Raw genomic sequence first — 14127 nt, 5'->3', positions numbered from 1 at the left:
ATGGAAGAACTTTTAATTATAAAAAATATTTCCAGGCATATTTCGCTTACCCATCACGAAAAATCTTATTTTTTGTCTCTTTTAAAAGAAAGAAAGCTGGCTAAGAAAGAATTGATTCTGGAGCACCAACAAGTTTGTAAAGAAATCAATTTTGTTCAGTCAGGAATTCTAAGGGCTTTTCATATGGATGCTTCGGGAAAGGAGTCTACCATCATGTTTGCTGTGGCGGACTGGTGGATTACCGATATGTATTGCTTTATCAATCAAAAACCTGCCATGCTGAATATTGAAGCATTGGAAAAAAGCAGTATTTTGCAGCTTCAGAAAGATCATCTGGATGAGCTTTATCTCAAGGTCCCGAAATTTGAACGTTTTTTCCGAATCATGATGCAAAATGCTTATATCAGGGAGCAACTCCGAACGATTGAAAACCTGTCTTTACCAGCAGAAGAGCGTTATTTTAACTTTCTTCAAAAATACCCTGAAGCGGTAAAACGCATCAAGCAAAAGCAAATTGCTTCTTATTTAGGCATTACTCCTGAATTTTTAAGCCTTATAAAGTCCAACAAACAAAAAAACAGTTGTTCTTAAGCTATATTATTTTTTTTATCCTGAAAGTTCTGTTATTTTACAAAAAAAAATTATGTTTATACTTATTGCAGGTCCTTACCGCAGCGGAACGAACGATGATCCGCAACTGATTCAGCAGAATCTTAACCGTCTTGAATCTGTTGCGCTCCCTATCTTCAGAAAGGGGCACATTCCTATTATCGGAGAGTGGGTTGCTTTACCATTGATACACCTTGCAGGATCTACCCAAATAGGTGATGAAGCATGGCAGGAGATACAGTATCCCGTGGCTCATGCCCTGCTTGAAAAATGTGATGCAGTACTCCGTATAGAAGGAGCATCCAAAGGCGCTGATGAGGACGTAAGAATAGCTAAAGAAAGAGGACTAACCATTTATTATAACATAGAAGATATCCCATATGCAAAATCCTGATATTACCATTCTTAAAACCGAAATTTTATCAGACAACTGGTACACATTAAATAAAGTAACTTTTTCTGTCCGCAAAAAGGACGGAACTACAGAAACTCAAAGCAGAGAAGCTTATGACCGTGGAAACGGAGCGGTTATCCTTCTTTATAACAAACTTTCAAATACGGTAATCCTTACGAAACAATTCCGGCTGCCTACTTATATCAACGGAAATCCCACTGGAATGCTTATTGAGGCCTGTGCCGGACTTCTGGATAATGATAATCCTGAAGATTGTATAAAACGGGAAACGGAAGAAGAAACCGGATATAAGATTTCGAAAGTAGAGAAGGTATTTGAAGCCTATATGTCTCCCGGATCCGTAACTGAAATTCTTTATTTTTTTATTGCAGAATATTCGAATGAAATGAAAATAAATGATGGCGGAGGATTGGAAGAAGAAGGTGAAAATATACAGGTGCTTGAACTTTCTTTTGAAAAAAGCCTGGAAATGATTGATAGCGGAGAGATCAAAGATGCTAAAACGATTATGCTTCTTCAGCACTTACGGCTGAAAGGAATTATGTAAAATGATGATTGATAAACGATGATTGACATTTTGGAAAGTTAGATTTAATCGTTACTCAGAAAAGTTTATCTATGAAATCTTTGGGAATAAAAATCCTTAAAGCGGCAGCTTTATTTTTAATCTTCCTTTTCAGTATCCTGATGCTGAAAGTGATTTCCCAATACACTTCTTTTGATAAAAATACTGGGTTTCTGGCTTTTAAACAACAAGTTGTCAACAATCCATATTGGATGGCTTTTTTCTACGTCCACATCTTTTCCATAACGTTTTGCCTTCTGGCCGGTCTTACTCAGTTTTCCAGCCGGCTTTTAGCGGAAAGCGGAAACCTTCATAAGGTCATTGGTAAAATATATGTCTATAATATTCTCATCATTAATGTTCCTGCCTGTTTCGTTCTAGGATTGTTTTCAAACGGAGGTCTTATCGGGATTACAGGATTTCTGATCCAGGATGTGCTTTGGGCATATTTTACCATTGCCGCCGTAATTTCGGTAAAAAAAGGAAATATAAGCAGGCATAAAATGTATATGACTTTAAGCTACGCGGTGACCACCACTGCAATTACTTTCAGAATCATAAAAAATCTGCTGTACAATGAAACCCGTCATGACTATGAGCTCTTTTATGGATTGAATGTCTGGGCTGCTCTTTTGATCAATCTTTTTATTGCTTATTTAATGCTCACAAAAAATACCTCTGTTATCGGGAAAAATTAACATTTGACAGAAAAATATAAATGCTGAAAAATGAAATCAGAAAGAATGAAGCAATGAATATTAAAGTATTAAATAACAATTCGTATTTACTCTTCTTAGTCCATTTACCGAAAAAACGCATAATCAGGTAAGAAATACCTGCAAAAACAGCGAGAATGCAAAGAAGAAAAATGTAATATATCATGGATGTTTTATTAATTCATGTAAATCTATTATTTTAAATCAGAAAAAGCAATCGTCAACAGAAATCCTGCTTTATTGCATGTTGCAATTTCTCTGTATCCATTGCTATGACGAGATTTAAGAGCTAATAATATGCAAATAAAAAAGCCAAATGAAAACTGTTCTACAAAATCTGTATAAAAAATGCAAAATCAATTAAGAAAATCTATTTAATTCTTTAGTTTTTGAATTTAAAGCCTTAATTTTGCACTGAAATTCAGAAAATTCGGATTCTTTCAACAACGTATGTACATGAAAAAAATGATGATCGGGCTTATAATGGCCTTATCCATTACTATATGGGGACAAAAATCTCCTGCAAAAACAAATAATCTGACACCGTACAGCTATCAGACGTTCAATTGTGACAATAAAGGCTACTTTGATCCGGCTAAATATAAAAAGGAAGAAATAGACGGAGTGAACAAGCTTTTGTACCAGTTCAACGGTGTTGTTTTTGATACCCGTCCCGTTTTTAAGCTTTCCCAGCTTGAAGAAATCCGCCAGAACAGAGAAGCTTATTTAGAGGAGCTTGAAAAACAATATCAGGAAAAGAAAAAGGAGCTGTACAGCATAAAAGTGATTGATCTTCCAAGATGGAAAAAACTTCAGGAAGAGACCATCCAGTCTTTTGAAAATGAATACCAGTTGAATAAGGAAGAAATTATTGCTTATTCTGACCCTTCAACTCTTAAAAATAGTAAATATTACGATACCTGCAGAGAGCAGATTGACGCCATCGCTTCTCCAGACAGAGAAAAGATGTATGCTGCATGGAGAATGTATACTGAGCTTAAAAGTAAAAATAATGCTGATCCTAAAGGTGTAATGGCAAGATTTGACGCTAAAATGAATGATCCTCAGAAAGAAGACTACGCTTTGATCGATATGATAGGGCTCGGCTTTCACAACTGTGCCAACAGCAGTTTCAGACAGAAACGTGATGATGAAGGAACTTCCTACAAGGATTTTGACAAAATCTTTACAAAACTGAAAAGAACCTGTGATGAACCATAAGGATAAGTTATACAATATATGACAGCACTTTCATTAGTGCTGTTTTTTGTTTTAAAATTGTTTCAGGTTGAGACTCAAATAAATTAATAATGAATAAGTTATGGTTTATCAGATTTAAATCCGTAATTTTGCACCCCGAAAATAAGGATTAGAGATATGAAAAAAATTGGTGAGCACAGAACGCTTCTTGGAGTAGATAAAAATGTTACTTTAAAAGAATTGAAGACCATTTACAGAAATGTGATGAAAGACACCCATCCTGATAAATTCATTAATGATGAAGCAGGAAAGCAGGAAGCGGAAGAAAAGAGCAAGTCTGTTATTGAAGCCTACCATTTTTTGGTAAGTATCAATCCGGAAACTCAGGAAAAATACAAAGAAGAATATACACAAACGATTACAAAATCCAATATCCAGGATTTCTATCTTGAAAAATCGATTTTAACGGTACAACACCTGAACGGCAATATCTACGAATATATGGGTGTTCCAAAAAATACCTATATCAAAATGATCAATGCTGATTCCCCAAGCCGATTTGCAAGAAGACACATCTACGGAAACTTTGTTTACAGAAAGTCCGGAGAGGTTATGGCAGATTAATTTTTTCATTACAATATTTGAAGAGCTTCCAGTAAAAACTGGAAGCTCTTTTTATGTTCTGGCTAAAGCTGAATAATGAATGTTATAGAATCAAGCGGACTAAAGCCCGATCCTATTGAATATCTTAAAAGTTAATAGCTCGCGTTTGTCATTGACTATATGTAGAATCTTTGTTTTTCTGATGAAGGAAGAATCTCATTTTGTAGCCTTTCCTATGAGATTCTTCACTTCATTTCATTTCGTTCAGAATGACATTTACCAACAAAAAAAGCCGCATCAAAATGATACGGCTTTTCGGTTAATTAAAGGTTTATTTTATTTATCCAAATGCTTCGGAGTAAATCCGTCTTCATTCAGTTCTCTGTGTACATAATCTGCTTTCATTTCAGCTTCGTAGTCTACTTTCTTATGTTGTCCCATTCTTCTTAAAAGAGAGTCAAATAATGAATATACTACCGGTACAATGATCAAGGTAAGGAATAGTGACGATGTCAAACCACCGATTACTACCCATGCAAGACCTTTGTTCATTTCAGCTCCGGCCCCTGTTGCCAATGCGATCGGTAACATACCGAAGATCATCGCAATGGTGGTCATCAGGATCGGACGAAGACGTGCGTGGTTCGCTTGTACCAAGGCATCGTGAGTATTGGCACCAGCTGCTTTTCTTGCATTCGTAAAGTCAACGATAAGGATTGCGTTCTTCGCTACCAGACCAATCAACATGATCATCCCTAACATCGTAAAGATGTTCAGTGAGTTGGCAGTTAAGGCTAGAATTACCATTACCCCGATCATCGCTAACGGGATTGAGAACAATACCACAAAAGGATACACGAAACTGTCATACAATGAAACCATTACCAAGTATACCAACACAATAGCTGCCAATAGAGCAATTCCTAACGTACCGAAACCTTCCTGCTGGTTCTCCATATCTCCACTCCAGATATAATCTACTCCTACAGGTTTTTTATCGCTCTTCATGAACTTATCTGCCCATTCATTAGCTACGTCCCCTACCGGTCTACCTACTGCTTTCGCTCTTACTTTTACAGAAGGAGATTTGTCTCTACGCTCAAGTAAGCTTGGCCCTGAACCCATTTTCACATCTGCAAACTGGCTCAGACGAACCTGCTGCCCCTGAGCATTGGTAAACATAAGGTTTTTAACATCATCAATGGACTGTCTGTTGACATCTCCGAAACGGATATTGATATCATATTCATATTCTCCCGCTCTGAATTTACCGTCTGTATTTCCGTTAAATGCCGTCTGCATCGTTTGTCCTACACTTGAAAGATTCAAGCCCAAAGAAGCCATTTTATCTCTGTCGATACTTACCTGAACTTCAGGGCTACCTGTATCTGTTGATAGTTCAGCGTCCACAGCTCCAGGCACTTTTTTCAATAGCTCAAGGATTCTGGTTGCTTCTTTTACTGCGGTTGCGTTATCCGGTCCTGTTACAACCATTTCAATCGGAGCATTTTCAGCACCCATGATACCGATCGGAGCCGTTTTAAACTCAACACCTGTGAATTTCTCCTCCAGCTGTCTTTTTATTTTTGCAGCTTTGATATTGGTACTTTCAGAACGCTCGGACTTATCTGTCAGGTTCACCTGAACCTCAGATTGGTAAGTAGTTGCCTGAGCACCACCAAAACCTGTAGACTGCTGTCCTACTGTTGTAATAAGGTCTACAACGTCTTTATCGTTTCTTAAGAATTTCTCAACTTCTAATGTTAACTGGTTGGTTTTTTCAACAGTTGCATCTTTGGATAATTCCATCTGTACAAGGAACTGACCACGGTCGATCGGCGGGAAGAATTCACCTCCGATGAATCCGAATGCTACCAGCATAAACGAACTGATTAAAACAATGAATGTAATGACTACTGTTGAGATTCTTCTTAATGTTGTTTTCAGACACCATTCAAGGATTCCTGTGATCCAGTGTGTAAACTTGTCGATTAATCCTTCAAACCAAAGGATGAATTTCTCAAACCAGTTTTTCCCTGTTAAATGTTCCAGTTTACCGAATCTTGATGATAACCAAGGAATGATGGTAAATGAAGCCAGCAATGATAATAGGGTTGCAATAACTACCGTGACGCAGAACTGAGCAAGGATGTTGGCCACAAGACCTGAACTCATCGCGATCGGTAAGAATACCACCACAATTACCAATGTAATCGCAGCAACGGTAAATCCGATCTCTGATGCTCCGTCATACGCTGCTCTGATCTTGCTTTTACCCATCTCCATGTGACGGTAAATGTTTTCCAGTACTACAATCGCGTCATCCACCAGGATACCTACCACGAGCGACAGCCCCAGTAAGCTCATCAGGTTCAACGTATATCCCATCAGGTTCATACCGATGAACGCTGCCACCAATGAAGCCGGGATAGAAACCATTACGATAAATGCGTTTCTGATACTGTGAAGGAATAATAACATCACAATTGCCACGAGGATAATCGCTAAGAATAAGTCGAAAATAACGTGGTTGGCAGACTCAAGGGTAAAGTCTGTAGTATCATTTACCACTTTTACTTTTACACCCTGAACTTTGTATGCTTCTTCTACTGTTTTAATTGTTTTCTGAACACTTTCGGATACCGATACCGCATTCGCATCAGATTGTTTTTTAACCTGCATCAAAATGGTAGGAAACTGATTGAATCTCGCTACTTTCTCTACATCTTTCTGAGAGTCGAAAACTGTTGCGATATCGGATAAACGTACCTGGGCTCCGTTTTTATTGGAAACCACAAGGTTGTTCATCTCTTCAGTAGATTTATATTTTCCTGAAAGTCTGATCGTAGATTTTGTAGTTCTCGTTTTCAAGCTCCCTGTAGGGAAATCAAGGTTTGATGAAAGGATAGCCTGTTGTACATCTCCTATTGAAAGTCCGTACCCCTGTAACTTTTTCTCATCAAGGTTCACCTGGATTTCTCTTTCCTGTCCACCCACAAGGTCAACCTGAGCCACACCGTTTACACGTGAGAAAATAGGTTCAATCTTTTTATCCAGTAAGTCATAAAGATCTTTACTGTTCAGTTTATCAGATGAAATACTCATCGTGATAATCGGTAAGTCATCTAAGGAGAATTTGTTCAGGGACGGCGCCTTTACATCTTCCGGAAGGTCTGCTAGGATTGCATTTACCTTTCTCTGGGCATCATTCAAAGCGTAGTCTACATCCGCCCCATCGTTCAGCTGAACCATGATAACGGATAAACTTTCGTATGAAGAAGATTCTACCTTTTTAACGTTTTCCAGGGAACCTACGGCATCTTCAATCTTCCGGGTCACGGATGTTTCCACCTCTGCAGGCGAAGCTCCCGGGTACACGGTAGATATGGTTACCATATTGGTTTCAAACTTCGGAATCAATTCGTATCCCATGAGCGTATAACTCAGGATACCTCCCAACGTCAGAATTGTAAATAATACAATTACCAGCGAGGGTCTTTTAATCGATATTTCTGCTAACTTCATAAACGTTCTACTTTATAATGTTTACTTTAGATCCGTTGTCCAGATTGATCTGTCCGCTGGTTACTACCTGTTCTCCGCCATTCAATCCGCTTAAAATCTGAACTTTATCCCCGTAAACTTTTCCGATGGTTACTTTGATCAATTTTGCAACGCCATTCTGAACAACGAATAATTGTCCTGAGCTTACTCCGTTTACAAACGCTTCTGCAGGAACGGTCAGCATATTCTGGGTTTCCGCACCGTTGTTCGTACTGAATTTAGCAGTTGCATACATACCGGCTTTAAGGTTTCCTTTATTCTGAACTTCGATTTCAACAGGGAAATTCAAAGAAGCATCACTCTTAGGAGCGATAAATGTAATTCTTCCTACGAAAGAATCTTCCGGTAAAACGTTTACTTTAATCGGAACTTCCTGACCTAACTGGATTTTTCCGATCTGGCTTTCATCTACTAAAACAGAAAGCTTTAAGCTATTGATATTAACAATTTCAAACATTGCTGTCCCAGGAGAAACAACGGTTCCCGGCTCAACCATTTTCTTGTTGATCGTACCGCTGATTCCTGCACGGATGCTTGTATCGTTTACTTTTACACCCTGTGCTTTTAATGCTGCCTGAGCATTTTTAAGCTGCAGTCTTGAGTTGTCAAGCTGTTGTTTTGTAACTCCACCTGTTTTATATGCGTTTTCATAGCGCTGGTTATCAATAATAGCATTCTGCAGATTATTCTGAGCCTGGGTAACATCTACTTCAATAGCATCTCTTTTGATGGTTGCCAGAACCTGGCCTGCTCCTACTCTTGAACCTTCTTTTACCAAAACATTTACAATACGTCCTGAGATCTCGGAAGACTGGCTCATTTCCTGCTTAGGAATAAAAGTTCCGTTGGCTGAATAGTCTGTATCAATATTTTCTCTTGTAACGGTTACAATATTGACGTTGATTTTATCTACCTGCTTGGCAACTTCTTTTACTTCCTGAGTCTGCTTTTCTTTGTTACCTGCAATCTTGTAAGCGGCCAAACCTACCAGTACAGCTGCTACGATGATATATATTAAAGTTTTTTTCATTGTTTATTATGGGTTTTGTAATGTGTTTAACTCTCCTTTTGCTTTAATTACTTTTATTTCAGCCTGCTTATAGTCCAGTAATGCATTCGCATAATTCTGTTTAGCCTGTGTCAGAGCATTTTCAGTATCCAATACTTCTGTAAGTGTTGCCAGACCATACTGATAGTTAGACTGAGTATTTTTCTGTACTTTTTCTGCCAGGTCCACATTATCTTTCATACTTTGAATATTGATTATTGCGTTCTCCATATTGGAAACTGCATTTTTATAATCTAAACTCAAGTTCAGTTTTTTATTCTGTATATCTTGATCTAAATCCTGAATATCGATTTCCGCCTGTTGGATCTGAGCTTTGGTAGCCCCTCCCATAAAAATCGGAATTTTAATCGCTAAACCAATGGAAGCATAGTCTCCCCAGTTCGTTCCCTGGCTTGATCCTGTAGCATAAGGGAATTTATTCCCCAGCCCCTGCCAGCCGTAGTTAGCTGAAAGTCCTACCGTAGGATAAAGATTGGCAATAGTTGCTTTTTTGCTGTATTCCAGAAGTTCTCTTTGCTTATTCAAAACTTTTAATTCAGAACGGGTCTCCAGATTCACATTGCTGTCCAACAGCTGTGGATTCGGTACAATTGTTTTTTCTTCAAGTTCAATAGGCGTATCAATAGGAATTCCCATATAGAACTTCAGTGAGTTTTTTGAAACTTCAACAGCGTTAATTAACTGCTGCTTGTTTGAACCGATATTGGTAAGCTGAACATTGGTACGATCCAGGTCAATTGGCTTAGCCAGGCCATTATCTACCAAACTTTTGATGACGTTTCTTACCCTTTCCGTATTGGCATAGCTCTCTTCCACCGTTTTAAGATTCTCTTCCTGTACGAACACCTGATAATATGCTGTGGCAACATTCTCAATAATCTGCTCGTTGGTTAAATCCGAATTTAAAAGATAGAATTCTCTTGTAGATTTCGCTGCTTTAAGACCAATAAAAACTCTCTGATCAAAAACATTCTGATTAAGAGTTACTACGTTTACAGATTGCCATTTTGTTCCAAAAGCAACAGGGATCAGTTCACCAGGTTTACCTAAAACCTCACCGGGAAGAACAGATTTTTGCAAAATAGGATTGTACGTATTGCTTATTGTTGCACTGATCTGAGGGAGAGCTCCGGCTCTGGCCTCATCAATCTTGTATTCGGCTTTTTTTACCTGTAAAGCAGCTTTCTTAGCTTCTGCCTTATTCTGGAGTGCCTGTTTGATTGCTTCCTGCAGGGAAACCTGCTGCTGGGCAGACACCAATGAAAAACCGAAAATCATAAATGCTGAAGCTATCCCAATTTTTAGCTTTGTAGCAGTTATACGTTTTCTATTCATAATTTTATACTTCGTTTATTTTTTATTTATTCATTCATTATTTATTTCTATTTGACGAATCATCATCAGAAATACTTTAGTTTTTTTTAATTTTTAAATAACATATTGATAATAATCTCTTTTCGTTCAGAAATAATCCTGTCATATTCTTCATCATTAATTAAAAGATTTTCCATCAATAATGGTCGTATGGCACTTGGAAATACCAGCAGTGAAACCATATTCAGGATAAACTGAACCGGTGCCATTTTTTCTATATTTCCCAACTCCATTTCTTTTTCTATATCACGATACATTTCATTCAGAATATCTTCTTCAATTTCCCTGTGATGGCCGGTCCCTTTATTAATCTGTGACACAATATAGGTTTCCAGATACGGATACTGAAGACTTGTAGAAAGGCTGCTCTCTATGAATTTACTGATCTTTTCTTTAAAAGGCAGATCAGAATCCTGAATGATCTTCGACTTTTCCTGCTCTACTCTTTGTGCTTCGTCAAAGATGATCTGGATAAGCTTATCCCGTGATCGGAAATAATAATTAATAAGGGTCCTGTTCACTCCTGCTTCATCGGCGATCTCCTGCGTAGTAGCATCAAATTTTCCTTTCACAAAGAACAAATTCTTCGCTGTCTCCTTGATTAATTCCTGTGTTTGGTCTTTTTTTGCTTGATTTGACATTTTTGTTAAACAAATTTGTGCAAATTTATATTAAAATTTATTTTTGACAAAATTGTTAAACAAAAAAATTAAACAAAAAAGTTATGACATCCGTCATATTTCTGTATTAAAGTTTACGATTACTTATTATTTAATAAGAAGTCTATTTTTATATCTTTGCCGCAAAAATTAATAACCCAATGCGAAAACTTCTCTTGTTATTCCTTTTGTTGATAGCAACTCTGTCTTATTCACAATGTAATAACTGCGCAAAAAACTTTGGAGGCTGGATTGAGGATAATATGGTAGGCATGAAAAAAACAAATGATGGTTTTTTATATGTTTATCAGGCTGACCAATCTTATACGTATGCGAAAATGCTCAAATATGATTTTAATTGTAATCTGGTTTGGGAAAAATATGATGTTATACAGGCTTTAACTGTTGATAGTTCCGGAAATATTTATACGCTTGGAACTTCCGGATATTATATGAACTATACAAACAAATTAAAAAAATATAGTGCTAACGGTACTTTAATTTGGGAGAAACAATTCACGGGTGAAATTGGGAGACTGGCAAAAAACATATTTGTCCATCAGAATGATGTAATTGTAACTGGAGTTTTTAGCTATACACTAGATTTTTTTAATCAAGTTTCACTGACCAATAACAGTGGGTTAACACAACCGTATCCCAGAGGTTTTCTTGCAAAATTTGATACAAACGGAAACTTCTACAATGCCATACAGCTAGGTCAGAATATGGAATTCTTTAAAGATTCTGAAATGGATAATGATGGTAACATTTACATATCAAAAGTTCATGCCAATTTCGAATACAGTAAAATTGAAAAATTTGATCATAATCTACAGTTAATTCTTTCGAAAGAAATCTCCAATAATACAGGTGTTTACTGGGCTTATTGTCCCACAAATCTACATTATAACAAGATCAATAATAAAATGTATGTTTATGGAACTTTTGCTATTTCAACAAAAGTAGACAACACTACATTTTCTACAGGTAACAGCAGTAATGGTGTGCAACAAAGTATTATTACTGAATTTGATACTAGCAATTTAAACCTTCTCCGATATTTAAAATTTTACAACAACAGTTTTTTACAGATTCCTCATGAGTCTAATAATAATACAAGAACTTTAAATAATGCTTATTTTGCTGAAACCAATGATTACCTGTATACCTTTGGCAGTTTTTCACAAACGATGACACTGGGTAATACTACAATTACAAGTTCCAATACAGGTAATAATATTTATGGTGAAGATTTAGTTTTCTTTAAAATCAATTTAAGCAATTTCGAAGCTCAATATCTATTCAAGTCTGAAGGGTCACAATTTTCCATATATCAAAGTTTAAATGCTGCTAACGAAATCTTTATCAATAATGACAATGTCTATCTTTCGGCTAACTTTAGAAATAAACCAATAATACTGAACGGAACGCCGATTAATAATAACAGTGGAAATGGTAACGAGGATGTATTGCTATATAAGTATAATACAACTAACCCATCAAGTACACTTTCGTCAAACTCTCCTGTTTGTATCAACTCTACTCTTCAACTTAATGCCTCTGGAGGAATAGTATACAACTGGACAGGGCCTAATGGTTTTACTTCCAATCAGCAGAATCCAACAATACATAATGCTACAGCAAATAATGCCGGAATTTACACCTGTCAGGTTTCCGGAGGTGCTTGCAGCGGAACTTTCACAGTAAACGTTGTTGTGGGTGACAATATCGCTCCTATTCCCAATATTGTCACTCTTGCAGATATTACAGGAGACTGCCATACAGCAATTACGAGTTTTCCTACTGCTGCAGATAACTGTGCAGGAACTGTTACAGCAACAACAACAGATCCTTTATCCTATTCCATCCCAGGAAACTATATCATCCATTGGACCTATAACGATGGAAACGGAAATACTGCGACTCAAAATCAGAATATAATTGTAGTCTCTCCTGCTGTTCCAACTACCACAAATACCCAACAAACCTTCTGTGCAACCAATAATCCAAAGATCTCTGACATTCAGATTACAGGTCAGAATATAAAATGGTATGATGCCACAGGAAATGTTTTATCAGCTGCAACTGCTCTTATCAATGGACAGATCTATTATGCATCTCAGACTATTAACGGCTGTGAAAGTAATAAAACAGCTATCCAGGTAATAGTAAATACGACTCCTAAACCAACAGCCAATGTAAATCAGGATTTCTGTGCCTCTGCCAATCCTACAATAGAAAAGATTGTTGTAACAGGAACATCTCTGAAATTCTACAATGCTGCAGGAAATGTAATTCCAATAACAACTCCTCTTGTAAACGGGCAAACATATTTTGTAACTCAGACCTTAAACAATTGTGAATCTGAAAAACAAGCCATTACAGTAACACTTTCTACAGATAATGTTCCGGCAAAAGATATTACGCTAGTGCAGTGTAATACAACCACGTCAAATTCTATGGTTGTTAATCTTCATTCTTATGAAGCCAGTATTATCAATAATCCGGGTAATTATATTTTCACTTATACTGACACCGCAGGAAATGTTATATCCAATCCTTCAGCTTATGTTTTAAATACAGGAACAACACTTATTCACGTAAGAGTTGCAACACCGGACGGATGCTTTAAAGTGGTAAGATTAAACTTTACATTAAATCCCAAACCTATTGTTCAGTTACCTGATACACTTGATTTCTGCGAAGGAAAATCAGTTGTACTGGATGCCGGACCAGGATTTAAATCTTACGAATGGAATACCGGAGCAACTACTCAGACAATTACGGTAACGACTCCCGGAACTTATACTGTGAAAGTGACCAATATATTCGGATGTGAAAATACAGGCTCCACACAGGTGAGCTATTCTGTTTTAGCCCATATTGTTTCTGTAAATATCACGAATAATACAGCGACTGTTATTCTTTCTCAGAGCGGAAATTATGAGTTTTCTTTAAACAATTTTACATGGCAGGATTCCAATATCTTCACCAATCTGAATATGGGAGAATATACTGTTTATGTAAGAACAAAATCCGGATGTATCATTGGACAAAAGAGCTTCTCAATCTTTAATATTCCCAATGCGATTAGTCCCAATGGTGACGGAATCAATGATACATGGAGAATTGCAGGACTGGAAAACTATCCGGGAACCGAAGTCAGTTTATATGATCGAAGAGGAGTTACTATTTATAGAGAAATCATTAAAAACAGACCTTTCCAATGGGACGGGAAATATGAATCACACCCGATCTCTACAGGAAATTACTGGTACACCATAAAAGTTTCTGACGGAAGAATCTATAACGGATGGCTTCTGATCAAGAACCGGTAATAAAATAAAAAAACG

Annotated in this window: 11 protein-coding genes; 7 read left to right on the top strand and 4 right to left on the bottom strand. The window is 37.0% G+C overall.

Features of this window, described 5'->3' with window-relative positions:
- The 6 genes from ACE3RB_RS10145 to ACE3RB_RS10120 all read left to right on the top strand — a co-directional run bounded on the left by ACE3RB_RS10145 (nucleotide 1) and on the right by ACE3RB_RS10120 (nucleotide 4129).
- The gene (locus tag ACE3RB_RS10145) at nucleotides 1-591 is read left to right on the top strand and encodes a Crp/Fnr family transcriptional regulator (protein ID WP_374464116.1); all 591 of its coding nucleotides are present in this window, start codon (nucleotides 1-3) and stop codon (nucleotides 589-591) included.
- Nucleotides 592-643: 52 nt separating this feature from the next.
- Nucleotides 644-1003 carry a DUF4406 domain-containing protein gene (locus tag ACE3RB_RS10140; RefSeq protein ID WP_131434355.1) on the top strand — a complete coding sequence of 120 codons (360 nt, stop codon included), beginning with the start codon at nucleotides 644-646 and terminating at the stop codon, nucleotides 1001-1003.
- Nucleotides 990-1571 carry a GDP-mannose pyrophosphatase NudK gene (nudK, locus tag ACE3RB_RS10135; protein WP_374464115.1) on the top strand — a complete coding sequence of 194 codons (582 nt, stop codon included), beginning with the start codon at nucleotides 990-992 and terminating at the stop codon, nucleotides 1569-1571. Before ACE3RB_RS10140 ends, nudK begins: the two co-directional genes overlap by 14 nt.
- A 71-nt stretch (nucleotides 1572-1642) precedes the next feature.
- On the top strand, nucleotides 1643-2287 hold the full coding sequence (locus ACE3RB_RS10130; RefSeq protein ID WP_374464114.1) for a DUF2306 domain-containing protein: 645 nt from the start codon (nucleotides 1643-1645) through the stop codon (nucleotides 2285-2287).
- 474 nt (nucleotides 2288-2761) lie between these two features.
- Nucleotides 2762-3526 (top strand): hypothetical protein, encoded by a 765-nt coding sequence (locus ACE3RB_RS10125; protein ID WP_374464113.1) that lies wholly within the window; start codon nucleotides 2762-2764, stop codon nucleotides 3524-3526.
- Between the two features lie 156 nt (nucleotides 3527-3682).
- On the top strand, nucleotides 3683-4129 hold the full coding sequence (locus ACE3RB_RS10120; RefSeq protein WP_374464112.1) for a KTSC domain-containing protein: 447 nt from the start codon (nucleotides 3683-3685) through the stop codon (nucleotides 4127-4129).
- A gap of 315 nt (nucleotides 4130-4444) precedes the next feature.
- On the opposite strand, the gene ACE3RB_RS10115 is transcribed toward ACE3RB_RS10120, so the two are convergent.
- From ACE3RB_RS10115 to ACE3RB_RS10100, 4 genes are all read right to left on the bottom strand, one after another.
- On the bottom strand, nucleotides 4445-7633 hold the full coding sequence (locus tag ACE3RB_RS10115; RefSeq protein ID WP_374464111.1) for an efflux RND transporter permease subunit: 3189 nt from the start codon (nucleotides 7631-7633) through the stop codon (nucleotides 4445-4447).
- Nucleotides 7634-7640: 7 nt separating this feature from the next.
- Complete coding sequence (locus tag ACE3RB_RS10110) at nucleotides 7641-8702, bottom strand: efflux RND transporter periplasmic adaptor subunit (RefSeq protein ID WP_374464110.1); 1062 nt, start codon at nucleotides 8700-8702, stop codon at nucleotides 7641-7643.
- Between the two features lie 6 nt (nucleotides 8703-8708).
- Complete coding sequence (locus tag ACE3RB_RS10105; protein WP_374464109.1) at nucleotides 8709-10076, bottom strand: TolC family protein; 1368 nt, start codon at nucleotides 10074-10076, stop codon at nucleotides 8709-8711.
- 86 nt (nucleotides 10077-10162) lie between these two features.
- Nucleotides 10163-10756, bottom strand: a complete 594-nt coding sequence (locus ACE3RB_RS10100) for a TetR/AcrR family transcriptional regulator (protein ID WP_332386556.1) — start codon at nucleotides 10754-10756, stop codon at nucleotides 10163-10165.
- 290 nt (nucleotides 10757-11046) lie between these two features.
- Between ACE3RB_RS10100 and ACE3RB_RS10095 the strand changes: the two genes are divergently transcribed.
- The gene (locus tag ACE3RB_RS10095) at nucleotides 11047-14112 is read left to right on the top strand and encodes a T9SS type B sorting domain-containing protein (protein ID WP_374464108.1); all 3066 of its coding nucleotides are present in this window, start codon (nucleotides 11047-11049) and stop codon (nucleotides 14110-14112) included.
- Nucleotides 14113-14127: the final 15 nt, after the last annotated feature.

This window comes from Chryseobacterium sp., assembly GCF_041914225.1.
Taxonomy (GTDB): Bacteria; Bacteroidota; Bacteroidia; order Flavobacteriales; family Weeksellaceae; genus Chryseobacterium.
This window is presented reverse-complemented; position numbering and strand designations above follow the sequence as displayed.